Origin of the sequence: Marinomonas ushuaiensis DSM 15871 (assembly GCF_000521805.1) — a bacterium.
GTDB lineage: Bacteria > Pseudomonadota > Gammaproteobacteria > Pseudomonadales > Marinomonadaceae > Marinomonas > Marinomonas ushuaiensis.
This window is the reverse complement of sequence record NZ_JAMB01000012.1, coordinates 24,347-51,040: the sequence shown is the minus strand read 5'-3', so window position 1 is coordinate 51,040 and position 26,694 is coordinate 24,347. Positions and strand designations below refer to the sequence as shown.

The 26,694-nt window shown below is 44.4% G+C and carries 33 protein-coding genes; all 33 read right to left on the bottom strand.

Annotated features, from left to right (window positions below; translation table 11 throughout):
• Positions 1 to 2 precede the first annotated feature (2 nt).
• On the bottom strand, positions 3 to 1,331 hold the full coding sequence (secY, locus tag MUS1_RS12690) for a preprotein translocase subunit SecY (RefSeq protein ID WP_036163150.1): 1,329 nt from the start codon (positions 1,329 to 1,331) through the stop codon (positions 3 to 5).
• Positions 1,332 to 1,766, bottom strand: coding sequence for a 50S ribosomal protein L15 (gene rplO, locus MUS1_RS12685; protein WP_036163147.1), 435 nt, complete (start codon positions 1,764 to 1,766; stop codon positions 1,332 to 1,334).
• Position 1,767: 1 nt separating this feature from the next.
• Positions 1,768 to 1,953: a 50S ribosomal protein L30 gene (gene rpmD, locus MUS1_RS12680; RefSeq protein ID WP_036163144.1), complete on the bottom strand. Its 186-nt coding sequence runs from the start codon at positions 1,951 to 1,953 to the stop codon at positions 1,768 to 1,770.
• Positions 1,954 to 1,959: 6 nt separating this feature from the next.
• Positions 1,960 to 2,460: a 30S ribosomal protein S5 gene (rpsE, locus tag MUS1_RS12675; RefSeq protein WP_036163142.1), complete on the bottom strand. Its 501-nt coding sequence runs from the start codon at positions 2,458 to 2,460 to the stop codon at positions 1,960 to 1,962.
• A gap of 10 nt (positions 2,461 to 2,470) precedes the next feature.
• On the bottom strand, positions 2,471 to 2,821 hold the full coding sequence (gene rplR / locus MUS1_RS12670) for a 50S ribosomal protein L18 (RefSeq protein ID WP_036163139.1): 351 nt from the start codon (positions 2,819 to 2,821) through the stop codon (positions 2,471 to 2,473).
• Between the two features lie 10 nt (positions 2,822 to 2,831).
• Positions 2,832 to 3,365, bottom strand: coding sequence for a 50S ribosomal protein L6 (gene rplF / locus MUS1_RS12665; protein WP_036163137.1), 534 nt, complete (start codon positions 3,363 to 3,365; stop codon positions 2,832 to 2,834).
• A gap of 8 nt (positions 3,366 to 3,373) precedes the next feature.
• On the bottom strand, positions 3,374 to 3,766 hold the full coding sequence (gene rpsH, locus MUS1_RS12660; protein WP_036163135.1) for a 30S ribosomal protein S8: 393 nt from the start codon (positions 3,764 to 3,766) through the stop codon (positions 3,374 to 3,376).
• Between the two features lie 129 nt (positions 3,767 to 3,895).
• Entirely contained in the window at positions 3,896 to 4,201 is a 306-nt protein-coding gene (gene rpsN / locus MUS1_RS12655; protein WP_036163133.1) for a 30S ribosomal protein S14, read from the bottom strand.
• A gap of 12 nt (positions 4,202 to 4,213) precedes the next feature.
• Positions 4,214 to 4,753 carry a 50S ribosomal protein L5 gene (rplE, locus tag MUS1_RS12650; protein WP_036163132.1) on the bottom strand — a complete coding sequence of 180 codons (540 nt, stop codon included), beginning with the start codon at positions 4,751 to 4,753 and terminating at the stop codon, positions 4,214 to 4,216.
• A 17-nt stretch (positions 4,754 to 4,770) separates the two neighbouring features.
• Positions 4,771 to 5,088: a 50S ribosomal protein L24 gene (gene rplX / locus MUS1_RS12645; protein ID WP_036163130.1), complete on the bottom strand. Its 318-nt coding sequence runs from the start codon at positions 5,086 to 5,088 to the stop codon at positions 4,771 to 4,773.
• A gap of 17 nt (positions 5,089 to 5,105) precedes the next feature.
• Positions 5,106 to 5,474, bottom strand: a complete 369-nt coding sequence (rplN, locus tag MUS1_RS12640) for a 50S ribosomal protein L14 (protein WP_036163128.1) — start codon at positions 5,472 to 5,474, stop codon at positions 5,106 to 5,108.
• A 51-nt stretch (positions 5,475 to 5,525) separates the two neighbouring features.
• Entirely contained in the window at positions 5,526 to 5,786 is a 261-nt protein-coding gene (gene rpsQ / locus MUS1_RS12635) for a 30S ribosomal protein S17 (RefSeq protein ID WP_036163125.1), read from the bottom strand.
• 1 nt (position 5,787) lies between these two features.
• The gene (gene rpmC, locus MUS1_RS12630) at positions 5,788 to 5,979 is read right to left on the bottom strand and encodes a 50S ribosomal protein L29 (protein WP_024023521.1); all 192 of its coding nucleotides are present in this window, start codon (positions 5,977 to 5,979) and stop codon (positions 5,788 to 5,790) included.
• Positions 5,980 to 6,393, bottom strand: coding sequence for a 50S ribosomal protein L16 (gene rplP, locus MUS1_RS12625; RefSeq protein WP_036163123.1), 414 nt, complete (start codon positions 6,391 to 6,393; stop codon positions 5,980 to 5,982).
• Between the two features lie 10 nt (positions 6,394 to 6,403).
• On the bottom strand, positions 6,404 to 7,084 hold the full coding sequence (rpsC, locus tag MUS1_RS12620; RefSeq protein WP_036163122.1) for a 30S ribosomal protein S3: 681 nt from the start codon (positions 7,082 to 7,084) through the stop codon (positions 6,404 to 6,406).
• Between the two features lie 14 nt (positions 7,085 to 7,098).
• Entirely contained in the window at positions 7,099 to 7,431 is a 333-nt protein-coding gene (gene rplV, locus MUS1_RS12615; RefSeq protein ID WP_012071931.1) for a 50S ribosomal protein L22, read from the bottom strand.
• Positions 7,432 to 7,445: 14 nt separating this feature from the next.
• A complete protein-coding gene (rpsS, locus tag MUS1_RS12610) occupies positions 7,446 to 7,721 on the bottom strand; it encodes a 30S ribosomal protein S19 (protein ID WP_036163121.1) in 276 nt (91 codons plus the stop codon).
• Between the two features lie 15 nt (positions 7,722 to 7,736).
• Positions 7,737 to 8,561: a 50S ribosomal protein L2 gene (gene rplB / locus MUS1_RS12605; RefSeq protein WP_036163120.1), complete on the bottom strand. Its 825-nt coding sequence runs from the start codon at positions 8,559 to 8,561 to the stop codon at positions 7,737 to 7,739.
• Between the two features lie 14 nt (positions 8,562 to 8,575).
• The gene (gene rplW, locus MUS1_RS12600) at positions 8,576 to 8,872 is read right to left on the bottom strand and encodes a 50S ribosomal protein L23 (protein WP_036163119.1); all 297 of its coding nucleotides are present in this window, start codon (positions 8,870 to 8,872) and stop codon (positions 8,576 to 8,578) included.
• Positions 8,869 to 9,474, bottom strand: a complete 606-nt coding sequence (gene rplD, locus MUS1_RS12595) for a 50S ribosomal protein L4 (protein ID WP_036163117.1) — start codon at positions 9,472 to 9,474, stop codon at positions 8,869 to 8,871. Before rplD ends, rplW begins: the two co-directional genes overlap by 4 nt.
• A 12-nt stretch (positions 9,475 to 9,486) precedes the next feature.
• Positions 9,487 to 10,125, bottom strand: coding sequence for a 50S ribosomal protein L3 (gene rplC, locus MUS1_RS12590; protein WP_036163115.1), 639 nt, complete (start codon positions 10,123 to 10,125; stop codon positions 9,487 to 9,489).
• Between the two features lie 127 nt (positions 10,126 to 10,252).
• Positions 10,253 to 10,564 carry a 30S ribosomal protein S10 gene (gene rpsJ / locus MUS1_RS12585; RefSeq protein WP_009834626.1) on the bottom strand — a complete coding sequence of 104 codons (312 nt, stop codon included), beginning with the start codon at positions 10,562 to 10,564 and terminating at the stop codon, positions 10,253 to 10,255.
• 207 nt (positions 10,565 to 10,771) lie between these two features.
• Positions 10,772 to 11,995 (bottom strand): elongation factor Tu, encoded by a 1,224-nt coding sequence (tuf, locus tag MUS1_RS12580; protein ID WP_036163113.1) that lies wholly within the window; start codon positions 11,993 to 11,995, stop codon positions 10,772 to 10,774.
• Positions 11,996 to 12,030: 35 nt separating this feature from the next.
• On the bottom strand, positions 12,031 to 14,124 hold the full coding sequence (fusA, locus tag MUS1_RS12575) for an elongation factor G (RefSeq protein ID WP_036163112.1): 2,094 nt from the start codon (positions 14,122 to 14,124) through the stop codon (positions 12,031 to 12,033).
• A 21-nt stretch (positions 14,125 to 14,145) separates the two neighbouring features.
• Complete coding sequence (gene rpsG / locus MUS1_RS12570; RefSeq protein WP_036163111.1) at positions 14,146 to 14,619, bottom strand: 30S ribosomal protein S7; 474 nt, start codon at positions 14,617 to 14,619, stop codon at positions 14,146 to 14,148.
• A 99-nt stretch (positions 14,620 to 14,718) separates the two neighbouring features.
• Complete coding sequence (rpsL, locus tag MUS1_RS12565) at positions 14,719 to 15,090, bottom strand: 30S ribosomal protein S12 (protein ID WP_036163109.1); 372 nt, start codon at positions 15,088 to 15,090, stop codon at positions 14,719 to 14,721.
• Between the two features lie 137 nt (positions 15,091 to 15,227).
• On the bottom strand, positions 15,228 to 19,430 hold the full coding sequence (gene rpoC / locus MUS1_RS12560) for a DNA-directed RNA polymerase subunit beta' (protein WP_036163108.1): 4,203 nt from the start codon (positions 19,428 to 19,430) through the stop codon (positions 15,228 to 15,230).
• 65 nt (positions 19,431 to 19,495) lie between these two features.
• Positions 19,496 to 23,596, bottom strand: a complete 4,101-nt coding sequence (gene rpoB, locus MUS1_RS12555) for a DNA-directed RNA polymerase subunit beta (protein ID WP_036163107.1) — start codon at positions 23,594 to 23,596, stop codon at positions 19,496 to 19,498.
• A 188-nt stretch (positions 23,597 to 23,784) separates the two neighbouring features.
• A complete protein-coding gene (rplL, locus tag MUS1_RS12550; RefSeq protein ID WP_036163106.1) occupies positions 23,785 to 24,156 on the bottom strand; it encodes a 50S ribosomal protein L7/L12 in 372 nt (123 codons plus the stop codon).
• An 81-nt stretch (positions 24,157 to 24,237) separates the two neighbouring features.
• Positions 24,238 to 24,738: a 50S ribosomal protein L10 gene (gene rplJ, locus MUS1_RS12545; protein WP_036163105.1), complete on the bottom strand. Its 501-nt coding sequence runs from the start codon at positions 24,736 to 24,738 to the stop codon at positions 24,238 to 24,240.
• Positions 24,739 to 24,970: 232 nt separating this feature from the next.
• Positions 24,971 to 25,672, bottom strand: coding sequence for a 50S ribosomal protein L1 (rplA, locus tag MUS1_RS12540; RefSeq protein WP_036163104.1), 702 nt, complete (start codon positions 25,670 to 25,672; stop codon positions 24,971 to 24,973).
• Entirely contained in the window at positions 25,672 to 26,106 is a 435-nt protein-coding gene (rplK, locus tag MUS1_RS12535; protein ID WP_036163101.1) for a 50S ribosomal protein L11, read from the bottom strand. Before rplK ends, rplA begins: the two co-directional genes overlap by 1 nt.
• Before the next feature lie 49 nt (positions 26,107 to 26,155).
• Positions 26,156 to 26,689: a transcription termination/antitermination protein NusG gene (gene nusG, locus MUS1_RS12530; protein WP_036163098.1), complete on the bottom strand. Its 534-nt coding sequence runs from the start codon at positions 26,687 to 26,689 to the stop codon at positions 26,156 to 26,158.
• Positions 26,690 to 26,694 lie beyond the last annotated feature (5 nt).

Genomic DNA, 26,694 nt, shown 5'->3' with positions numbered 1-26,694 from the left:
TATCACATAAGGCCATTCGGACCATAACCAGTCAGATTAGATTTTTTCATTAATGACTCGTATTGCTGACTCATCAGATGACTTTGCACTTGTGACATAAAGTCCATGACAACTACCACTACAATTAACATAGAGGTACCGCCAAAGTAGAATGGAACATTCCACGCAACAACAAAGAACTGAGGCATCAGAGACACTAGAGTGATGTATAAAGCACCAAACAATGTCAAACGTGTCATTACACCATCGATATAACGAGCTGTATGATCACCTGGACGAATACCCGGCAAAAAAGCACCGGACTTTTTCAAGTTATCTGCCACATCTTTAGGGTTGAACACTAGCGCCGTATAGAAAAAGCAAAAGAAAACAATTGCGATTGCAAACAACAGCACATAGAGCGGTTGCCCTGGAGCTAGAGCCAAAGAGATATTTTGCAGCCATTCCATACCCTCACCTTGACCGAACCATTGGCCGATCGATGCTGGGAATAGAAGAATACTTGAAGCAAAGATAGGTGGTATTACACCAGCCATGTTTACTTTAAGTGGCAAATGACTCTTTTGTGCGGCAAACACTTTTTTGCCCTGTTGGCGCTTAGCATAATTAACAGTAATGCGACGTTGACCACGTTCGATGAAAACAACGAAAGCAACTGTCGCGATAGCCATTATACCAATCAGCAACAAAGCCAAAATATTGATATCGCCTTGACGAGCCGATTCAAATGAGCGAGCTAAAGCAGACGGAAGGCCAGCAACAATACCTGCAAAGATAAGTATGGATATACCATTACCAATACCTTTTTCAGTAACCTGCTCACCTAACCACATCAAAAAGACAGTACCAGCAACAAGGGTTACAACAGCAACAGCATAGAACTCCATACCACTACTAAATGAGATCCCTTGACTTGCAAGACCAACTGCCATACTGGCAGACTGGACAAGCGCAAGAAGAACCGTACCGTAACGAGTGTACTGAGTAATCTTACGACGACCCGCCTCACCCTCTTTTTTCAACTGTTCTAGCTGCGGACTCACGACCGTCAATAACTGCATAATAATAGAGGCAGAAATATAGGGCAAAATACCAAGCGCAAAAATACTCATTCGCTCGAGTGCGCCCCCTGAGAATACGTTAAATAAACTCAGAATTGTGCCTTCATTTTGATCAAACAATGCAGACAATCTGTCAGGGTTAATACCCGGAACAGGGATATGCGCACCGATTCGGTATACAATAATTGCCAAGAAAACAAAACGGATACGAGACCAAAGTTCGCCTAATCCTTTTTGCATCCCAGCAGGTTGTGAGCCACGCTTTGCCATTTATTCCTCGACTTTTCCGCCAGCTGCTTCGATTGCCGCACGAGCACCTTTAGTCAACTTAAGACCACGAACAGTAATAGCTTTGTCAATAGAACCTGACAAGATTACACGTGCAGTTTTAATTTGATGACCAAGAATGTCGGCGCTTTTAAGAGCAGCCAAATCTACAACTTCAGCATTTACAGCAGCAAGTTCGTTTAAACGAACTTCAGCAACATACTTTGCTTGACGTGAAGTAAAACCAAATTTTGGCAGACGTTTCTGCAAAGGCATTTGACCACCTTCAAAACCAGGTTTTACTGAGCCACCAGAGCGAGACTTAAGACCTTTATGGCCACGTCCACCGGTTTTGCCCAAGCCGCTACCAATACCGCGACCAACACGTTTAGGAGCATGCTTGCTACCTTCGGCAGGACTAATTGTATTTAAAAACATATTACTCTCCTACCACTTTAACCATGTAATAAACTTTATTAACCATACCACGTACAGCTGGAGTATCTTCCAGCTCGCGAGTTTGGCCAACTTTACGCAAACCCAAGCCTTTAACAGTTTCACGGTGCTTTGGAAGACGACCGATCGGGCTACGGGTTAGTTGAACTGTGATGGTATTATTCGCCATGACACATTACCCCAAAATTTGATCGACTGACTTACCGCGTTTTGCCGCGATTTGTTCAGGTGCTTTCATATTCTGCAAACCTTTAATCGTAGCGCGAACTACGTTTACTGGGTTTGTAGAACCGTAACATTTAGCCAGTACGTTGTGAACGCCAGCGATTTCTAGAACCGCACGCATTGCACCACCGGCGATGATGCCAGTACCTTGTGAAGCAGGCTGCATGTAAACATTAGATGCTCCATGGTTAGCTTTAACAGGATACTGAAGAGTATCACCATCTAATCTAACTGAAACCATGTTACGACGTGCTTGCTCCATAGCCTTTTGAATAGCTTGTGGCACTTCACGCGCTTTGCCGCGACCGAAGCCGACTTTGCCTTTTCCATCACCGACAACTGTTAAAGCAGTGAAAGAGAAGATACGACCACCCTTTACAACTTTAGCAACTCGGTTTACTTGAACTAGCTTCTCTTGGAGGTCGCTAGTTTGTTGATCATTAACTGCCATTTGCTACCCCTTAAAACTCTAGACCGGCTTCACGTGCTGCGTCAGCAAGAACCTGAACGCGACCGTGGTATTTAAAGCCAGAACGGTCAAAAGCGACCGCAGTGACACCTGCTTCTTTAGCGCGAGTAGCAATCAAAGTACCGACTTCTTTAGCCGCTGCCTTGTTACCTGTCGCTGTAGCACGTAGAGCTTCTTCAAGAGTAGAAGCACTAGCTAGTACTTTACTACCACAAGGAGAAATCACTTGAGCATACATATGGCGTGGTGTGCGATGTACAGTAAGACGATTCGCACCTAACTCACGAATATGTAAGCGTGCACGACGTGCACGACGAATCCGAGATTGTTTTTTAGTGTTCATGAATGCCTACCTACTTCTTCTTAGCTTCTTTACGACGAATAATTTCGTCAGCATAACGAACACCTTTGCCTTTATAAGGCTCTGGTGGACGGAAACCGCGAACTTCTGCAGCAACCTGACCAACGGCTTGTTTATCTATACCTCTGATCACGATTTCTGTTTGAGAAGCACATTCAGCTGTTATGCCTTCAGGTAATTCATAATCTACTGGATGAGAAAAACCCAGAGAAAGGTTAAGCACATTGCCCTTTAGAGCAGCACGGTAACCAACACCTTGAAGAAGCAATCTTTTCTCGAAACCTTGGCTTACACCAACAACCATGTTGTTGATTAAGGCGCGAGTTGTACCAGCTAAGGCACGGCTTTGTTTTGCACCATCGCGTGCAGCGAAGGTAATAACATTTTCTTCTTTAGCCACTTGAACGCTTGTGTGGACATTAAACTCTAAAGAACCTTTACCGCCTTTTACAACGACAGTTTGGCCATTTAAAGTCAAATCTACACCACTAGGAAGCGTCACGGGACTATTAGCAACTCGAGACATACTAACTCCTAGAATACAGTGCAGATTACTTCGCCACCAATACCAGCAGCGCGAGCTGCACGGTCTGTCATCACACCTTTAGAGGTAGAGATGATTGCAACACCAAGACCAGCTTCTACTTTAGGTAGAGATGCTGTGCCTTTGTATTGACGCAAACTTGGGCGCGATGCGCGTTTAATTTGTTCGATAACCGGCTTACCTTCGTAGTATTTCAACTCGATAGTAAGGGTCGGTTTCACTGCTTCGTCTACAGAGAAGTCACCTACGTAACCTTCTTCGCGTAGAACTGCAGCGACAGATGCTTTCATTTTTGATGAAGGCATGCTCACAGATGTCTTTGAAGCCATCTGTGCATTACGAATACGTGTAAACATATCCGCAAGGGTATCTTGCATACTCATTTAAGAGCTCCTAATTTAAAAACCATTGTGCAGCAAATAGAGCTCGCGCATAGTACACAGCAGCGAGCAGAATGTCCAGCTTTCAGACATCCCACTCACTGCCATGCATTATGACCGTGATCTACTTGCTTACCAACTAGCTTTCTTCAAGCCTGGTACATCACCGCGCATAGCAGCTTCACGCAATTTGATTCTTGACAAACCAAATTTACGATAAACACCATGTGGACGACCCGTTATTTGACAACGGTTACGTTGGCGAGAAGAAGATGAATCGCGTGGAAGCGCTTGCAATTTAAGCGATGCTTCCCACTTTTCATCATCCGATGCATTAACGTCGCTAATGATCGCTTTTAGGGCTGCACGCTTTTCAGCATACTTAGCCACTAATTTAGTACGTTTTGCTTCGCGCTGAATCATTGAGATTTTAGCCATGATTCCTACCTCTTATTTCTTGAAAGGGAAATTAAAGGCTGCTAACAAAGCACGACCTTCTTCATCGGTACGAGCAGTCGTTGTAATGGTAATATCCATACCACGTACACGATCCACTTTATCGTAATCGATTTCAGGGAAGATGATTTGCTCTTTAACACCCATGCTGTAGTTACCACGACCATCGAAAGACTTTGGATTAAGTCCACGGAAGTCACGGATACGTGGAATAGCAACATCAACCAAACGGTCAAAGAAATCCCACATACGCTCGCCACGTAGAGTTACTTTACAACCGATCGGGTAACCGTCACGGATTTTAAAGCCTGCTACTGATTTACGAGCCTTAGTCACTACAACTTTCTGGCCGCTAAGTGCTTCTAGATCATTTACTGCATGCTCAAGAAGTTTCTTGTCTGCAATAGCTTCACCAACACCCATATTCAATGTGATTTTAGTGATTTTCGGCACCTGCATCACATTTTGGTAGCTAAACTCTTCAGTAAGAGTCGCTACTACTTTATCTTTATAAACTTGCTTAAGTCTCGCCATGGCTATAATTCTCGCTCTTAGGCGTCAATCGCTTCACTATTTGATTTAAAGATACGCACTTTCGTACCATCTTCATTCAATTTAAAGCCGACGCGATCCGCTTTACCAGTAGCATTGTTAAAAATGGCTACATTCGAAACCTGGATTGGTGCTTCTTGTTCAACGATACCACCAGTTGAACCCTTCATAGGGTTTGGTTTTTCATGCTTCTTAACGGTATTAATACCAGAAACTAGAACTCGGTTTTCGTCAACTACTTTAACAACTTTACCGCGCTTGCCTTTATCTTTACCAGCGATCACGATAATTTCGTCGTTACGTTTGATTTTTCGCATAAATGTCCCCTTCCCTCTTACAGCACTTCAGGCGCAAGAGAAACAATTTTCATGAATTGCTCTGTACGCAATTCACGTGTTACAGGGCCAAAGATACGAGTACCAATCGGCTGTCCTGCAGCATTCAACAAAACCGCAGAATTTACATCAAAGCGGATTATTGAACCATCTGGACGACGAACACCTTTCTTAGTTCTAACGACTACGGCGTTAAGAACCTGCCCTTTTTTAACACGACCACGAGGGATCGCTTCTTTAACTGTGACCTTAATGATGTCACCAATAGCAGCATAACGACGGTGTGAGCCACCCAGCACTTTAATACACTGAACACGTTTTGCGCCGCTGTTATCAGCAATATCAAGCATCGATTCTGTTTGAATCATAACTGCTCTCCAATCAAATTAGATAACAAGTCTCACGAAGGAAATAGCAGCTTATAAAGCTGCTGATTTCTCAACAACTTGTACCAAGTTCCAAGTCTTAGACTTAGAGTAAGGGCGTGTTTCCACAACCTTTACGGTATCACCGATTTGGCATTCGTTGTTTTCATCGTGAGCGTGTAATTTAGTTGAACGACGTACAAACTTACCGTATAGAGGGTGTTTTTCTGTACGTTCAACCAGTACTGTAATGGTTTTATCCATCTTGTCGCTGACTACTTTACCAGTAGCTGTGCGCGCTTTTGTATCTGCCATCTTAGTTACCTGCCTTATCATTAAGCACGGTTTTAACACGTGCGATATTGCGGCGGACTTGCGAAAGCAAATGAGTTTGCGCCAGCTGACCAGTAGCTTTCTGCATGCGCAATGTAAATTGCTCACGTAGAAGCTCAATCAAGGTCGCTTGTAGCTCTGCTACAGACTTTTCTTGCAATTCTTTTGCTATCATCTACATCACCGTACGCGTTACGAAAGTTGTGGACAAAGGTAGTTTAGCAGCAGCTAACGCGAAAGCTTCGCGTGCTAGTTGCTCTGAAACGCCCTCAACTTCATAAAGCATCTTACCAGGTTGAATTTGTGCAACCCAGTATTCAACATTACCCTTACCTTTACCCTGACGAACCTCAAGAGGTTTCTGAGTAATCGGTTTATCAGGGAACACACGAATCCAAATTTTACCACCACGCTTGATGTGACGAGTCATTGCACGACGCGCCGCCTCAATTTGACGAGCAGTAAGACGACCACGTTCTGTGGACTTCAATCCGAATTCACCAAAGCTAACTTGGTTTCCGCGTAATGCAAGGCCACGATTACGACCCTTCATCATTTTGCGGAATTTAGTACGTTTCGGTTGTAACATGACTTACCCCCTACTTAGACTTCTTCTTTTGTGCGCCTTTATCAGCACGCACTTGTTCAATACCGCCCAAGATTTCGCCTTTAAAAATCCACACTTTTACGCCAATGATGCCGTAAGTTGTGTTTGCTTCATAAGGAGCGTAGTCGATGTCAGCACGTAGTGTATGCAAAGGCACACGACCTTCACGATACCACTCAGCACGTGCAATTTCTGCACCGCCTAGACGACCACTAACCTGAACCTTGATACCCTTCGCACCAGCACGCATAGCGTTTTGTACTGCACGCTTCATAGCTCGGCGAAACATAACTCGACGCTCAAGTTGGCTTGCGATATTTGCCGCAACCAATTTCGCGTCCATTTCAGGTTTACGAATCTCTTCAATGTTGATGTGGACAGGTACGCCCATCATTTCAGAAACTGCATTACGTAGTTTCTCAACATCTTCGCCTTTCTTACCAATCACGATACCCGGACGAGCAGTATGAATAGTAATACGAGCGCTTTGAGCAGGACGTTGAATCTCGATACGAGATACAGAAGCCTGGACCAATTTTTTCTCCAAGTACTCACGAACCTGAAGATCATTTAATAGTAGCTTAGAGTAGTTTTGATTATTAGCATACCAAGTAGAAGTATGATCTTTAACTATCCCTAGGCGTATACCAGTTGGATGAACCTTCTGACCCATTGGGTTTCTCCTAATTAGTCAGCGACTTTAACTGTTATATGGCAACCGCGTTTCAAAATACGGTCAGCACGGCCTTTGGCACGTGGCATAATACGTTTTAGAGTCATAGCCTCATCAACATATGCCGTAGAAACACGCAAGTCATCTACATCAGCACCTTCGTTATGCTCAGCGTTAGCTATAGCAGACTCCAGTACTTTCTTGACAATTACTGCCGCCTTCTTAGGACTGAACGTTAAAATGTTCAGTGCTTCGCTAACAGATTTGCCGCGGATTTGATCTACAACCAAACGGGCCTTCTGCGCTGAGAGGCGAGCACCCTTCAATGAAGCTTTTACTTCACTCATGTTAATACCCCTTATTACCGTTTGGCTTTCTTGTCCGCAGCATGACCACGATATGTACGGGTCGGAGCGAACTCACCCAATTTATGACCGACCATATCTTCAGTTACTAGAACTGGAACATGCTGGCGACCATTATGGACAGCGATAGTCAACCCTACAAAATCAGGGAAGATAGTAGAACGGCGCGACCAAGTTTTAATTGGACGACGGTCTTTTTTCTCTACCGCAGCCTCTACCTTTTTCAACAAATGAAGGTCGATAAAAGGACCTTTTTTTAGTGAACGTGGCACAGTCGTTTCCTCTTATTACTTAGTACGGCGACGTACAATAAGTTTATCAGTACGCTTGTTGCTGCGTGTTTTGTACCCTTTAGTAGGCACACCCCATGGTGTAACAGGATGACGACCACCTTTGCTACGACCTTCACCACCACCGTGCGGGTGATCAACTGGGTTCATCGCCGAACCGCGAACGGTAGGACGAACACCACGCCAACGCGTAGCACCAGCTTTACCAAGAACTCGTAAGCTATGCTCAGAGTTTGATACTTCACCCAAAGTAGCACGACATTCAGTCAATACTTTACGCATTTCACCTGAACGTAGGCGAAGGGTAACGTAACGGCCTTCACGAGCAACTAGCTGAGCAGAAGTTCCGGCAGAACGTGCAATTTGTGCACCCTTACCAGGCTTAAGCTCGATACAGTGAACCGTACTACCAACTGGAATATTTTGCAGAGGCAAAGTATTACCAGCTTTGATAGGCGCATCTGCACCACTAAAAACAACAGCACCAGCCACCATACCTTTGGAAGCGATAATGTAACGACGCTCACCATCAGCATATTTAATCAATGCAATATTTGCAGAACGGTTTGGATCATATTCCAAACGCTCAATTACCGCAGGAATGCCGTCTTTGTTACGACGAAAATCAACCATACGATAATGCTGCTTATGACCACCACCTACGTGACGCGTAGTGATGCGTCCGTTATTATTACGTCCACCAGATTTACTTTTCTTTTCAAGCAAAGGTGCATATGGTGCGCCTTTGTGTAAATCAGTATTAGTAACTTTAACAACGTGACGACGGCCTGCAGACGTTGGCTTACTTTTTACAACAGCCATTGACCTATCTCCCCTTATTCAGCGACCATGAAGTCAATATCTTGGCCTTCAGCCAAACGTACGTACGCTTTTTTCACGTCACTACGTTTACCTAGACCACGAACTGTACGCTTTGTTTTACCTTTTTGGTTCAACGTGCGAACAGACTCAACTTTGACTTCAAAAAGCGCTTCGATAGCTTGTTTGATTTCAGGTTTAGTTGCGTCACCAGTAACACGAAAAACATACTGACCATTGCCATCGGCTACAATCGTTGCTTTTTCGGAAATATGTGGACCCAACAGAACTTTATAAATGCGTTCGCCGATCATGCTAGTGCCTCCTCAACTTGTTTCAGAGCACCAACTGTCACCAACACTTTGTCGTAAGCAATCAAGCTAACAGGGTCGATAGACGCTGCATCACGCACATCTACGTTAGGAATGTTGCGAGCTGCCAAGAAAAGATTATCATCTAAATTATTAGAGACAATCAAAGCATTCTCAATATTCAATTCTGCCATTTTCGCTATGAATAGCTTAGTCTTCGGAGCTTCCAATGTAAGCTCTTCAACTACAACAAGACGGTCTTGACGTACAAGTTCAGACCAGATGGTGCGCATTGCTGCACGGTACATCTTCTTGTTCACTTTCTGAGAGTGATCCTGCGGTTTTGCAGCGAAGGTAACACCACCAGAGCGCCATAAAGGGCTTCGGATAGTCCCTGCACGAGCACGACCAGAACCTTTTTGTTTCCAAGGTTTGCGTCCACCGCCAGCTACTTCAGAGCGTGTTTTTTGAGCGCGTGAGCCTTGACGAGCGCCAGCCAAGTAAGATGTAACTACTTGGTGAACCAGCGCTTCGTTATATTCACGAGCAAAGGCTACATCAGAAACTTCTACAGTTCCTTCAGCGCCTGTTAGATTCAAGTTCATTGTCTACCCCTCTTAGCGAGCTTTAACAGCTGATTGAAGAATAACGTCACCATTCACTGCACCAGGTACGGCACCTTTCACTAGGATAAGGTTACGTTCTGTGTCTACACGAACCACTTCTAGTGATTGAGTAGTAACTTGTGCAGCGCCCATATGGCCAGCCATCTTCTTGCCTTTCCAAACACGACCAGGTGTTTGACATTGACCGATAGAGCCAGGAGCACGGTGAGACAACGAGTTACCATGTGTAGCGTCTTGCATACTGAAATTATGACGCTTAATGGCACCTTGAAACCCTTTACCCTTTGATTGACCAGTTACATCAACCATTTGGATAGATTCGAAATCAGCAACTGTTAGCTCATCACCAACATTGATTTCTTTTTCATCACCTGCCAGGCGGAACTCCCACAAACCACGACCTGCTTCAACATTCGCTTTTGCATAATGACCCGCAGCAGCTTTGTTAACGCGGCTCGAACGGCGAGTACCAACAGTTACTTGAACAGCTTGGTAGCCGTCAGCTTCTGATGTTTTCACCTGAGTAACGCGGTTCGGTTCAACCTCGATGACGGTTACTGGCACGGATACACCATCTTCAGTGAAGATACGTGTCATTCCGGCTTTGCGTCCGACTAATTGAATAGTCATTTTTTACCTCATTTGCCAGTTGTGTATGGGGCTATCACCCGCTACGGCTGATCATTCCAGATCATTCCACTAATGTGCATAAGCCGACTGATAACCAGTCGGTTCTCGCACCCCAAACTTTAAGCTATTAACCTAAAGAAATTTGTACTTCCACACCTGCCGCAAGATCTAGCTTCATTAAAGCGTCAACTGTTTTTTCAGTTGGCTCAACGATGTCTAGCACGCGTTTATGTGTACGGATTTCATACTGATCACGCGCATCTTTATTTACGTGTGGTGAAATCAATACTGTATAACGCTCTTTGCGAGTAGGAAGTGGAATCGGTCCACGTACTTGCGCACCTGTGCGTTTCGCTGTTTCCACAATCTCTTGTGTTGAAGCATCGATCAGACGATGATCAAACGCTTTCAAACGAATACGGATTTTTTGGCTTTGCATTTCCAACTCCAAATACAATGTTTTATATGGCTTAACTGTACATTTATTAAACCACAATCCTTTTTTAAGGACGGCGAATATTAGCCATTCAAAAACTGGTTGTCAAGTAACCAATTTATGAAGGATAAAAATAAACAGTAAAATAAAAAGGCCACCCAATATGGGCAGCCTTTTTTCAAACCTCAAACAAAAGATATAAATATCTAATTATTTAAGGATTTTAGCTACAACACCAGCACCAACTGTACGACCACCTTCACGGATAGCAAAACGTAGACCGTCATCCATCGCGATTGGGTGAATCAACTCAACAGTCATTTGAATGTTATCACCAGGCATAACCATTTCTACGCCTTCAGGAAGAGAACATGCACCAGTTACGTCAGTTGTACGGAAGTAGAACTGTGGGCGGTAACCTTTAAAGAATGGCGTATGACGACCACCTTCATCTTTACCCAACACATAAACTTCTGCTTCAAACGTTGTATGAGGAGTGATTGAACCAGGCTTAGCCAATACTTGACCACGCTGAACATCTTCACGCTTAGTACCACGTAGCAAGATACCACAGTTCTCACCAGCACGGCCTTCGTCAAGAAGTTTACGGAACATCTCAACACCAGTACAAGTTGTTTTAGTTGTATCAACGATACCAACAATTTCAACTTCTTCTTGAATGCGGACGATACCACGCTCAACACGACCAGTAACAACAGTACCACGACCCTGGATAGAGAATACGTCCTCGATCGGCATTAGGAATGCACCATCGATAGCACGCTCTGGCTCAGGAATGTAAGCATCAAGAGTTTCAACAAGTTTCTTAACAGCTGTAGTACCCATTTCGTTAGCGTCTTCGCCATTCAACGCCATAAGCGCAGAACCTGGGATGATTGGAGTATCATCACCTGGGAAGTCGTATTCAGAAAGAAGGTCACGCAATTCCATTTCAACCAATTCTAGCATCTCAGCGTATTCTTCAGAGTCCGCACCGCCACAGTCTTCAGCCAACAAATCAGCTTTGTTTAGGAAAACTACGATGTAAGGAACGCCTACTTGACGAGAAAGCAAGATGTGCTCACGAGTCTGAGGCATAGGGCCATCAGTCGCACCACAAACAAGAATCGCGCCATCCATTTGAGCCGCACCAGTGATCATGTTTTTAACATAATCGGCGTGACCAGGACAGTCTACGTGTGCATAGTGACGCACTGGAGAATCATACTCAACATGAGAAGTTGAGATAGTGATACCACGTTCGCGCTCTTCAGGAGCATTATCGATACCGTCAAAAGCAACAGCGGTTCCGCCAAATACTTCTGCACATACACGAGTCAATGCTGCAGTTAGAGTTGTTTTACCGTGGTCAACGTGACCGATAGTACCAACGTTAACGTGTGGTTTATTACGTTCGAATTTACTCTTTGCCATGATACATATACCTTAAGTAATAGTAAGTATGATGATTAATAATCGTTTTTAATGAGCGCGTCTGCCACACTAGTTGGTGCTTCAGCGTATTTCTCAAACTCCATTGCATAACTCGCACGCCCTTGCGACAAGCTACGCACATCAGTTGCATACCCAAACATTTCCCCTAAAGGAATTTCTGCTCGAATAATTTTACCTGACGGGGAATCGTCCATCCCCTGAACAATACCACGACGACGATTCAGGTCTCCCATCACATCCCCCATATATTCTTCAGGAGTTACAACTTCCACTTTCATTACAGGTTCAAGAACACAAGGGTCAGCATCAAGCGCCCCTTTTCTTAATCCCTGAGAAGCTGCAATTTTAAAGGCCATTTCATTTGAGTCAACATCATGGAATGATCCATCAAACAGCACCACTTTAATACCCAATAACGGGTAACCAGCAGTGACACCATTTTTCATTTGCTCGGAAATACCCTTTTCTATCGCAGGGATGTATTCTTTAGGAATAGCACCACCAACAATCTCGTTAACAAACTCAAGCCCGTCTTTATCAGTCGGAATCAACTTCATCACAACATGGCCATATTGACCACGACCACCAGATTGACGCACAAATTTGTGATTAACCACCACTTCTTTGCGGATTTTCTCCCGGTAGGAAACTTGAGGCTTACCAATGTTAGCCTCCACCTTAAACTCGCGACGCATACGGTCAACAAGTATTTCAAGATGCAGCTCACCCATACCGGAAATAATTGTTTGCCCTGTCTCTTCATGCGTTTCAACACGAAAAGATGGGTCTTCTTGCGCCAGCTTACCTAGCGCAACACCCATTTTTTCCTGATCAGCTTGAGACTTAGGCTCAACCGCCACAGAAATAACAGGCTCTGGAAACTCCATACGCTCGAGCACAACAACATCTTTCATGTCACAAAGAGTGTCACCTGTAGTGGCATACTTCATCCCCACAAGCGCAGCAATATCACCCGCCAAAACCTCTTTGATCTCTTCACGATTATTGGCATGCATCTGAACCATTCGACCAATACGCTCACGCTTCTGCTTAACAGAATTATAAACCGCATCACCCGAACGCAACACACCAGAATAAACACGAATGAATGTCAGCGTACCAACAAATGGATCCGTCGCTATCTTGAAAGCCAATGAAGAGAACGGAGCCTCGTCATCAGCAACTCGAGTAACAAGCGTCTCACCATCTTCGAGCGTACCCTCTATCGCTTTAACTTCAAGCGGAGAAGGCATATATTCAACAACAGCATCCAAAACAGCCTGCACACCTTTATTTTTAAAGGCAGAGCCACATGTAACCAAGACTATGTCATTAGCTAATGTACGAGCTCGCAAACCGCTTTTAATCTCCTCAACAGATAATCCACCTTCTTCAAGATATTTATCCGTTAATTTATCATTTGCTTCCGCAGCGGCTTCAACCATCTGCTCACGCCACTCTAACGCAGTATCAAGAAGCTCAGCAGGAACATCCTCTAAAGAGAACGTCATACCATGATCTTCTTCATTCCACATTATTGCCTTCATCAAAACAAGATCAATAACACCTTTGAAATTTTCTTCGGTGCCGATATTGATTTGAATCGGAACAGCATTCGCACCAAGACGCTCTTTTAACTGACGAACGACTGAATAATAATCCGCTCCTGTACGGTCCATCTTATTGACGAACACCATACGAGGAACTTCATATTTATTAGCCTGTCGCCAAACCGTCTCAGTTTGAGGTTGAACGCCAGAAGAACCACAAAGCACAACAACTGCACCATCCAAGACTCGCAAAGAACGTTCTACTTCAATAGTAAAATCTACGTGTCCTGGCGTATCTATAATGTTGATACGGTGCTGTTCAAACTGCTTACTCATACCACTCCAGAAGCAAGTTGTTGCCGCTGAAGTTATAGTAATACCGCGCTCTTGCTCTTGCTCCATCCAATCCATTGTTGCTGCACCATCGTGCACTTCACCAATTTTATGAGACAAACCAGTATAGAAAAGAACGCGTTCAGTTGTCGTCGTTTTACCTGCATCAACATGCGCACAGATACCAATATTTCGGTAGCGGTTGATCGGTGTTTTACGTGCCACTGGGTATACTTCTCCGGATGATTAGAAACGGTAGTGAGAGAATGCTTTGTTAGCTTCTGCCATGCGATGAACGTCTTCACGTTTCTTAACAGCAGAACCTTTATTTTCAGAAGCATCTAAAATCTCGCCTGCAAGACGCAAAGCCATAGATTTTTCACCACGCTTACGAGAAGCATCAACCAACCAACGCATAGACAATGCTGCGCGACGAGCTGGACGAACTTCAACAGGAACTTGATAAGTAGCACCACCAACACGGCGAGATTTAACCTCAACCATTGGCTGGATAGACTCTAATGCTTTTTCAAAGATAGCCATAGGCTCATCTGTTTTAGCACGATCTGAAACAGTTTGTAGTGCATTGTAAACAATGCTTTCTGCTACAGACTTTTTACCACTAACCATTACGTGGTTAATGAATTTAGCGAGTAGCTGGCTTCCGTGTTTAGGATCCGGAAGGACATCACGCTTTGCGACGACGCGTCTTCTTGGCATATCTATACCCTCTTCAGGTTCGCCCGAGACAAATTAATTATTGCTCGGCCTTACTGTATTACAAAATTATGTCTAAACAATGAACTAAGTAGTATTAACTTACTTAGGACGTTTAGTACCGTATTTAGAACGACCTTGCTTACGATTTTGTACGCCTGAAGTATCTAAACTACCGCGAACTGTGTGATAACGAACACCTGGCAAATCTTTTACACGACCGCCACGGATCAATACAACACTATGCTCTTGTAGATTATGACCTTCACCACCAATGTAGGAAGTTACTTCAAAGCCGTTAGTCAAGCGAACACGACATACTTTACGCAAAGCCGAGTTAGGCTTTTTAGGTGTAGTAGTATATACGCGAGTGCAGACACCGCGGCGTTGCGGACAAGCTTGTAACGCAGGAACGTCACTCTTTACCACTTTACGTTTACGTGGTTTACGAACCAACTGGTTAACGGTTGCCATAAGACAAGCTCCACAAATCCAATTCTTTTGACGGAAATCGTCAAAATTTAGGAGGCGCAAGTTTAATTTGCGCCTATAAAACAGTCAATAGGGAGGCGACTAAAAAATCACCTCCCTCGCGATTTAACAACAAATAACTAGTCTTTCAGTGCTGCACTCAATGCTTCTTCCACATCTGACGCACTAACTGTCGTACTTACTTCATTTGCTGCTAGCGCAAGCTCTTTCTTTCTCTTGCGCTCATTATGGTAAGCCAAACCTGTACCTGCTGGTATTAAGCGACCTACTACAACGTTTTCTTTCAAGCCACGTAAGTGATCTTTCTTACCAGTAACCGCACCTTCCGTAAGAACTCGAGTTGTCTCTTGGAAAGACGCTGCCGATATAAAGGACTCAGTAGCCAAAGAAGCTTTGGTGATACCTAGAAGCACACGTTCGTACTTAGCAGGGAATTTACCCTCTGCTATAGCTTTCTCGTTTGCATCTAGAAGTTTAGTAAACTCAACTTGATCACCTTGGATAAGATCTGTATCGCCAGATTCACCCACTTCTACTTTGCGTAACATCTGATTAACAATAACTTCAATATGCTTATCATTAATCACTACACCCTGTAGACGGTAAACCTCTTGCACTTCATTACCAATGTAGTCAGCCAATGCCTCTACACCTTGAAGACGCAAAATATCATGAGGACTTAGAGGACCATCGGCAATAATTTCGCCTTTCGCCACTTCTTCACCATCAAAGATATTAATTTGACGCCATTTAGGAATCAAAGTCTCAATTGGGTCACTGCCATCTTGTGGAGTGATAACCAAACGAATCTTACCTTTTGTTTCTTTACCGAAGCTAACAACACCAGTTGTTTCCGCCATAACAGCAGGATCTTTCGGGCGACGCGCTTCAAATAGGTCTGCCACTCGTGGCAAACCACCGGTAATATCTTTGTTACCGATAGATTCTTGAGGAATACGAGCAAGTACTTCACCCGACTTCACTGTTGCACCATGATCTAGGCTCAACAAGGCTTTCTCAGGAAGCATGTACTGTACAGGAGAATCCGTACCAGGGATCAATACAGGATTACCCTCTGCATCTACAACAGCAATCATAGGACGTAAATCCTTACCTGCTGCTGGACGATCTCTGACTTCTAAAATTTCAATAGTAGTAAGACCTGTCATTTCGTCCGATTGACGGCGAATTGTAACATTTTCTTCCATACCACTGAATTCTAGACGACCTTCCATCTCAGAAACGATTGGGTGTGTATGTGGATCCCAGTTTGCAACGATTTGACCCGCCACAACAGCATCACCTTCACGAACACTCAATACCGCACCGTAAGGAAGCTTATAACGCTCTTTCTCACGACCCGCTTCATCAGCAATAGCCAACTCAGATGAACGAGATGCCACAACCAAATGACCAGTGTGACGCTCAATGCTCTTCATCTTATGGAAGCGAACAGTACCAGCGCTCTTAACTTGAACGCTATCAACAGCTGAGGCACGTGACGCAGCACCACCGATGTGGAATGTACGCATTGTTAACTGTGTACCAGGCTCACCGATAGACTGAGCGGCAACAACACCAACGGCTTCACCGATATTCACCTGATGACCGCGAGCTAGATCACGACCGTAACACTTAGCACACACACCATGGCGAGTGTCACAAGTGATAACAGAACGAATCAACATTTCGTCGACACCTGCCGCTTCAATTGTACGAACATTATGCTCATCAATCAGAACACCAGCAGGAAGCACCAAGTCGCCCTTCGTATCGATAACATCTTGAGCCACTACACGACCCAACACACGATGACCTAAAGGAACAACAACATCGCCGCCCTCGATCATGGCATTAACAACAATACCATTCGTAGAACCACAATCGACTTCAGTAATTACCAAATCTTGTGCCACATCAACAAGACGACGCGTTAAGTAACCAGAGTTAGCCGTTTTCAATGCCGTATCAGCAAGACCCTTACGCGCACCATGTGTAGAGGTAAAGTACTGAAGTACTGATAAACCTTCACGGAAGTTTGCAGTGATCGGTGTTTCGATGATGGAACCATCTGGTTTCGCCATCAAACCACGCATACCACCCAACTGACGCATTTGGGCAACACTACCACGGGCTCCAGAGTCAGCCATCATATATACAGAGTTGAAAGATTGTTGTTCAACCGTTTCACCTGCTTTATTGACAGTCATCTCTTTTGCTAAGTTTGTCATCATAGCTTCAGTAACGGTTTCGTTTGTACGAGACCATAAATCGATTACTTTATTATACTTCTCGCCTTGCGTTACAAGACCATCAGCGTACTGGTATTCGATTTCTTTTACTTCCGCTTCCGCTTTCGCAATGATCTCAGCTTTTTCTGGCGGAATAACAAAGTCATCCACACCAACAGATGAACCAGATACTGTCGCATAAGCGAAACCTGTGTACATCAACTGATCTGCAAAAATACAGCTCTCTTTCAAACCAACTTTACGGTAACACTCATTGATTAAGTTAGAGATCGCCTTCTTCTTCATGGTTTGGTTAACCACAGAGAACGGTAGGCCGTCAGGAACGATATCAAACAATAAAGCTCGACCAACTGTTGTATCAGCAATAAAAGTTGACGGCACTTTATCACCATCAAGAGTAGTATCAACTTGGCTGATACGTACTTTTACTTTCGCTTGTAAATCAACTTGTTTCGCCCCATACGCGCGGTGTACTTCTTTGATGTCAGAGAACGCCATGCCTTCACCCTTGGCATTAATTCTCTCACGAGTCATGTAGTACAGACCCAATACAACGTCCTGAGAAGGTACGATGATCGGCTCGCCGTTTGCTGGAGACAAGATATTGTTCGTAGACATCATCAAAGCACGAGCTTCAAGCTGAGCTTCAATAGTCAACGGAACGTGAACCGCCATTTGGTCACCATCGAAATCGGCGTTATAAGCCGCACACACAAGTGGGTGCAACTGAATCGCCTTACCTTCGATCAACATAGGTTCAAACGCTTGGATACCCAAACGGTGAAGTGTTGGTGCACGGTTCAACATAACAGGATGTTCGCGGATAACCTCATCAAGGATATCCCACACTTCAGGTGTTTCGCGCTCAACCATTTTCTTAGCTGCTTTGATCGTCGTCGCCATGCCACGAAGCTCAAGCTTAGAGAAAATGAATGGCTTGAATAGCTCAAGTGCCATTTTCTTAGGTAGACCACACTGATGCAAACGCAAAGATGGACCTACGGTAATTACAGAACGACCAGAATAGTCAACACGCTTACCTAGCAAGTTCTGACGGAAACGACCCTGCTTACCTTTGATCATATCTGCCAAAGATTTAAGAGGACGCTTGTTAGAACCCGTAATAGCACGACCACGACGGCCATTATCAAGCAAAGCATCAACAGACTCTTGCAACATACGCTTTTCGTTACGTACGATGATGTCTGGAGCCGAAAGCTCTAGAAGGCGCTTAAGACGGTTGTTACGGTTAATCACTCGACGATATAAATCGTTCAAATCAGACGTCGCAAAACGGCCACCTTCAAGAGGAACCAATGGGCGAAGATCTGGCGGAAGAACCGGCAATACATCCAACACCATCCATTCAGGATTGTTGCCAGAATGAAAGAATGCTTCAACCAATTTAAGACGTTTAGACAACTTCTTAATACGAGTTTCAGAATTCGTGCTGCTTAGCTCTTCACGCATGCGATTAATTTCTTCAGGCATATCCAAATCACGCAACAACATTTGAACCGCTTCAGCACCCATTCGGGCATCAAATTCGTCACCGAACTCTTCTAGCGCTTCAAAATATTGCTCATCATTCAGCAATTGGCCTTTATCAAGCGTCGTCATACCTGGATCAATCACGATGAAAGATTCAAAATACAAAACTCGCTCAATGTCACGTAAAGTCATATCCATGATAAGACCAATACGTGATGGTAGAGATTTTAGGAACCAAATGTGCGCAACAGGCGATGCAAGCTCAATGTGCCCCATACGTTCACGACGCACTTTAGACAGAGCCACTTCAACGCCACATTTCTCACAGATAACACCACGGTGTTTCAAACGCTTATATTTACCACATAAGCATTCATAATCCTTAATAGGACCAAAGATTTTTGCACAAAATAAACCATCACGCTCTGGTTTGAACGTACGATAGTTAATGGTTTCCGGTTTCTTAACTTCACCGTAAGACCATGAACGAATCATATCTGGTGACGCTAAGCCGATACGGATCGCATCAAATTCGTCAGATGGTCCTTGTGATTTTAGAAGACCTAATAAGTCTTTCATGTGTATTCGCCCCACTCGTAAGGCCGGGGAGTCTTACTCCCCAGCAGGTCAAATGTGATTCGTGCTTAATCCGCAACCAACTCAATATCGATACCAAGAGAACGAATCTCTTTGACCAATACATTGAAGGACTCAGGCATACCAGGTTCCATTCTGTGATCGCCATCAACGATGTTTTTATACATCTTCGTACGACCATTCACATCATCGGATTTCACTGTCAACATTTCTTGAAGCGTATAAGCGGCACCGTATGCTTCTAGTGCCCATACTTCCATCTCACCGAAACGCTGACCACCAAATTGAGCTTTACCGCCCAATGGTTGCTGAGTAACCAAGCTGTAAGAACCAGTAGAACGTGCGTGCATCTTGTCATCAACCAAATGGTTCAACTTAAGCATGTACATGTAACCAACTGTTACAGGACGATCAAAAGCATCACCTGTACGTCCGTTAAACAACTTAACCTGTCCACTTTCATTGATTCCAGCTAGACGCAGCATACGTTTGATCTCAGACTCTTTTGCACCATCAAAGGCACCAGACGCCATTGGAACACCACCCGTAAGGTTGCCCGCCAAGGTTAATATTTCTTCGTCTGTAAAGCTGTCCAAATCTTCTGTACGTGCGCACTTCAAATCGCCTTCATAGCCATTGTAGATTTCATCTAAGAAAACACGTAGCTCAGCAACTGCTTCTGCTTTTTCACGCTCAACGGTTAGCATCTCATTAATCTTACGACCCAACCCTTTAGAGGCGGCACCTAAGTGAGTTTCTAACACCTGACCAACGTTCATCCGCGATGGAACACCAAGTGGGTTCAACACGATATCAACTGGATCACCGTTCTCGTCATATGGCATATCTTCTACAGGCATAATCTTAGAAATTACACCCTTGTTACCATGACGACCGGCCATTTTATCACCCGGCTGGATACGACGTTTGATCGCTACGTAAACTTTAACAATTTTCAATACGCCAGGCGCAAGATCATCACCAGTTTGCAGTTTACGTTTTTTATCTTCAAATTTAGCATCAAGTTCTTTACGACGCTCAACCAAAGCTGCCTGTGCTTTTTCAAGCTGATCACTCGTTTCTTCATTAGCAACACGAATCTTAAACCACTCCGGATGATCTAAGTTTGCTAAGTATTCTTCAGTAATCACTGCATTACGAGCTAAACCAGGACCACCTTCAGCCTGCTGACCAACTAGAGCATCAGCTAAACGTTCAAATGTCGCTTTTTCAACAATACGAAACTCTTCATTCAAATCTTTGCGAACTTGATCAAGTTGCGATTTTTCAATGAACTTCGCACGTTCGTCTTTCTCGATACCATCACGAGTAAACACCTGAACATCAATAACGGTACCACGAGTACCAGTCTTAACGCGTTGTGAAGTATCTTTCACATCAGACGCTTTCTCACCGAAGATAGCTCGTAAAAGCTTCTCTTCAGGCGTCAGCTGAGTTTCACCTTTAGGTGTTACTTTACCGACTAGAATGTCACCAGGTTCAACTTCTGCACCGATATAAACAATACCGGATTGATCAAGCTTAGAAAGCGCACCTTCGCCCACGTTAGGGATATCTGATGTGATTTCTTCTGGCCCAAGCTTAGTATCACGAGCCACACACGTTAATTCTTGGATGTGGATAGACGTGAAACGGTCTTCTTCAACAACGCGCTCAGATACTAAGATCGAGTCTTCGAAGTTGAAACCATTCCAAGGCATGAAAGCAATACGCATGTTTTGGCCAAGTGCCAAATCACCCATGTCTACAGAAGGACCATCCGCCATAATATCGCCAGAAGCAACCTTCTCACCTTTCATAACCAAGGTACGCTGATTGATACAGGTATTTTGGTTAGAACGAACGTATTTAGTCAGGTTGTAGATGTCTACACCCGCCTCACCTGCTATTGTTTCTTCAGAGTTAACACGCACAACGATACGACTTGCATCAACAGACTCGATAACACCGCCACGATTAGCAACGATACAAACACCAGAGTCTTTTGCTACATTTCGCTCCATACCCGTACCAACAACAGGCTTATCTGCCTTAAGTGTCGGTACAGCCTGACGCTGCATGTTAGATCCCATCAAGGCACGGTTAGCATCATCGTGTTCAAGGAACGGAATCAAAGATGCCGCAACCGAAACAACCTGACGAGGTGACACGTCCATTAGGTTTACTTTTTCTTTTGGAATCAAAGTGGTTTCGTGCATATGACGCACCTGAACCAACTCATCTACCAAGCGACCTTCTTCATTAACATTCGCAGAAGCCTGTGCGATAACGTACTTAGCCTCATCGATTGCTGAGATATAAACAGTCTCATCAGTCATCTTGCCGTCAATGATCTTACGGTATGGCGTTTCTAAGAAACCATAGCTATTCGTACGAGCATAAGTTGACAGAGAGTTAATCAAACCGATGTTTGGACCTTCCGGCGTTTCGATAGGACATACACGGCCGTAATGAGTAGCATGTACGTCACGCACTTCAAAGCCTGCGCGTTCACGAGTAAGACCACCGGGCCCTAATGCAGAAACACGACGCTTGTGCGTTACTTCAGAAAGCGGATTATTTTGGTCCATGAACTGAGACAACTGGCTAGAACCGAAGAATTCTTTGATTGCAGCAGCCACTGGCTTCGCATTCAAAAGATCCTGAGGCATCAAGCCATCAGCTTCTGCCATCGACAAACGCTCTTTCACAGCACGCTCAACACGAACAAGACCAACGCGGAATTGGTTCTCGGCCATTTCACCAACAGAACGAACTCGACGGTTGCCCAAGTGATCGATGTCATCGACCATGCCGTTACCGTTACGGATATCTAGCAAAGTTCTTAATACAGAAACGATATCATCGTTGTCTAAAACACCAGCACCAGTATCTTCTTCGCGACCTAAACGACGGTTGAACTTCATTCGACCAACGCCAGATAGATCATAACGATCCTCAGAGAAGAACAAGCTTTGGAACAAGCCTTCAGCTGATTCTTTTGTTGGTGGCTCGCCAGGACGCATCATACGGTAGATTTCTACCAATGCTTCCAACCGATTGCTCGTCGGATCGATACGCAAAGTATCAGAAATAAACGGACCATTATCCAAATCATTTGTATAAAGTGTTTCTAACTCTGAAACCCCTGCAGAAACCAAAGCCTCCAACAGATCAACAGACAACTCTGTATTTGCTTCAGCAATCAACTCACCTGTAGAAGGATGAGCTAGATTTTTCGCCGTCACTTTACCAAGCATGTACTCAAGCGGAACAGACAGGCGCTCAAGGCCAGCTTTCTCCATAACGCGAATATGCTTAGCCGTGATACGACGACCTTCCTCAACAATAAGCTCGCCATTTGCATCAGCAATATTAAACAGAGCGGTTTCACCGCGAAGACGGTTAGCAACAAGATCCATTTCAAAACCATCACGTTTCAAATAGAAACGAGTAGAGTCGAAGAAAGTATCAAGAATTTGCTCTGTATCGTACCCCAGCGCTCGCAACAGAATAGTTGCTGGCAACTTACGACGACGGTCAATACGAACGAAGACGCAATCTTTCGGATCAAACTCGAAGTCCAACCAAGAACCACGATAAGGAATAATACGAGCAGAATGTAGCAACTTGCCTGAAGAGTGCGTTTTGCCACGATCGTGATCAAAAAACACACCAGGAGAACGATGTAATTGAGAAACAATTACACGCTCAGTACCATTAATTACAAACGTACCATTATCTGTCATGAGTGGAATTTCACCCATGTAGACTTCTTGCTCGCGAATGTCTTTAATTGCCTTGTTAGATGACTCCTTATCATAAATGATAAGTCGTACACGAACACGTAAAGGTGCCGCGTAAGTGACGCCACGTAACTGACACTCTTTAACATCAAATACTGGTTTACCTAAACGGTAGTCGACGTATTCTAGCGCCGCACTTCCCGAAAAGCTGACCATTGGAAAGACAGATTTAAAAGCCCCATGCAAGCCTAATTCCCCACGCTCCGCAAGAGATTTACCTTCTTGCAGAAAATTACGGTAGGATTCAAGCTGAATTGCCAGCAAGTATGGCACATCCAAAACGGGCGGCAGTTTACCGAAATCCTTACGGATACGTTTTTTCTCAGTGTATGAGTAGGCCATCAGCATTCCCCAGCTTGTGCACATTGACGCAAAAGGCCCAAATCAGGCCTTACCGTATATGGGAGCATTATCTCCCATTTGAAAATTCTTTTAAGTTTTATCTGGGCTTCAAGAAACCCAAAAAGGCCGGTGACAAACGTCACCAGCCATTTCGACTTATTGGTCGAAATCTGGAAATACAAGTATCATTACTTGACTTCGACAGATGCACCAGCTTCTTCAAGAGCCGCTTTAAGAGCATCAGCATCTTCTTTAGAAACGCCTTCTTTAACAGCCATTGGAGCGCCGTCAACGATAGCTTTAGCTTCTTTCAAGCCAAGACCAGTCGCTGCACGAACAGCTTTAATTGCGTTAACTTTCTTATCGCCAGCGGCAGTAAGAATAACGTCAAATTCAGTTTGCTCTTCAGCAGCTGAACCAGCGTCTGCAGCAGGACCAGCAGCTACACCAGCAGCGGCAGATACGCCAAATTTCTCTTCCATTGCTGAAATTAGTTCAACAACGTCCATTACAGACATTTCTGCTACTGCATTGATGATATCTTCTTTAGTTAGAGCCATGACTCAGATTCCTAGCTTTTTTATAATCACCCGAAGGTAATAAAACAAAATTTTTATCAAGAAGGACTACGGAAAACCGTATTATGCCGCTTCTTGCTCTTTTTGATCGCGAACCGCTGCAAGAGTACGTACAAACTTGCTTGTTGCGCCCTGAATAACACTCATCAGTTTCGCAATAGCTTCGTCGTATGTAGGCAGTGTTGCCAAACGATCAATGTCGCCAGCTGGGATCAACTCACCGTTGAACGCCAACGCCTTTACTTCAAATTCTTTGTTATCTTTCGCAAAAGATTTCAATAAACGAGCGGCCGCACCTGGGTGCTCGTTAGAGAAAGCGATCAACGTAGGACCAACAAAGCTTTGAGCTAGACATTCGAAGTCAGTGCCTTCAACTGCACGGCGAGCCAATGTATTACGTACAACACGTACATAAACACCTGCTTCACGCGCTTCTTTACGAAGCGCAGTCATGCTGCCCACGGTAACACCGCGAGAATCAGCCACGACTGCAGACAATGCAGTTTTAGCAACTTCGCTAACTTCGGCGACAATGGCTTTTTTGTCTTCTAGACCTAATGCCATTGGTTTTCTCCTGGATTAGCAGGGAATAAATTCCCCTATTTTTTTACCAACTCTTCGATTACTCGAAGTACTTGCTGGTGAGTTAGATCCAGTAAATCTGAATCGGGCCACACCATCTGCGCAGGACAAACATTTTTCAACGTTTCATTAAACCTTCAAGAGGTTCCTGCGGTCTTTGACGGCCTGCTCAACAAACTAATGAAGGCAGACCCCAAAGCGCATGATTTAAATACTACTTAACCGAAGCAAGTGTACTTAAATCAATTTGTAGACCAGGACCCATTGTAGAGGACATAGTCACTTTTTTCATGTAGACACCTTTTGAAGATGCTGGCTTAGCACGACGCAAGTCAGCTAAAAGCGCTTCAAGGTTGCCTTTGATAGACTCAGCCGCAAATTCAACAGAACCGATTGCAGCATGAATAATACCATTTTTATCTGTACGGTAACGAGCTTGACCTGCTTTTGCATTTTTAACTGCAGTAGCAACATCAGGCGTTACAGTGCCAACTTTAGGGTTAGGCATTAGACCACGTGGGCCTAAAATCTGACCAAGCTGACCAACGATACGCATCGCATCTGGAGATGCAATCACAACGTCAAAATCAAGATTGCCAGCTTTAACTTGCTCAGCTAAATCTTCAAAACCAACAACATCTGCACCAGCTTCTTTCGCAGCTTCAGCATTTGCACCTTGCGCAAACACAGCAACACGAACATCTTTACCAGCACCATTAGGTAAAACTGTAGAACCACGTACAGCCTGATCAGACTTACGAGGGTCAACACCTAAGTTAACAGATACATCGATAGATTCTTTAAACTTAACAGTAGAGAACTCAGACAAAAGAGCCATAGCTTCATCTACAGAGTACAGTTTAGCCGCATCTACTTTTTCTGCGATCAAACGAGCGCGTTTAGTTAATTTAGCCATTAGTTTACACCCTCAACATCTAGACCCATAGAGCGCGCACTACCAGCGATAGTACGTACTGCCGCATCCATATCTGAAGCAGTCAAATCAGCCTGCTTAGCGACAACAATCTCTTCTAACTGAGCACGAGTAACCGTACCAACTTTCTGAGTGTTTGGACGTGGAGAGCCACTTTTCAAGCCAGCAGCTCTTTTAAGAAGAACAGCAGCAGGAGTGGATTTAGTTTCGAAGGTAAAACTACGATCACTGTATACAGTAATAATAACTGGCGTAGGAAGACCTGGCTCAACACCTTGTGTTTTGGCATTAAACGCTTTACAGAATTCCATGATGTTCACACCATGTTGACCAAGTGCTGGACCAACTGGTGGACTTGGGTTCGCTTGACCCGCTTTAACTTGTAGCTTGATATAAGCTTGGACTTTCTTAGCCATTTTACAACTCCAATTGGGTCAACGCCCGAAGGCTACCCGTTCAACAAAATCAGGCCTTTTCAACCTGACTAAATTCCAAATCAACCGGTGTCGAGCGCCCAAAAATAAGCACCGCCACTTTGATTCGGCTTTTATCATAATCAACTTCTTCAACAACGCCGTTGAAATCAGCGAATGGACCTTCGTTAACACGAACAACCTCACCCACTTCAAACAAGGTCTTAGGACGAGGCTTATCAACACCATCACTAACACGCTGTAAAATAGCATCCGCTTCACGTGTTGTTATTGGTGATGGCTTATCTTTCGTACCACCAATAAAACCTAACACACGAGACGTCGCCTTAACCAAGTGCCAAGAAGCGTCATTCATCTCCATTTCGACTAATACATAGCCCGGATAGAATTTTCTTTCGCTCTTGCGCTTTTTGCCATCTCGAATTTCAACCACTTCTTCGGTTGGAACCAAGATATCGCCAAAATTTTCTTCTTGCCCCATAACCTGCACTCGCTCAATAAGCGAACGCATTACGTGCTTTTCGTACCCTGAGTACGCCTGTACTACATACCATCGTTTGGTCACGAGCA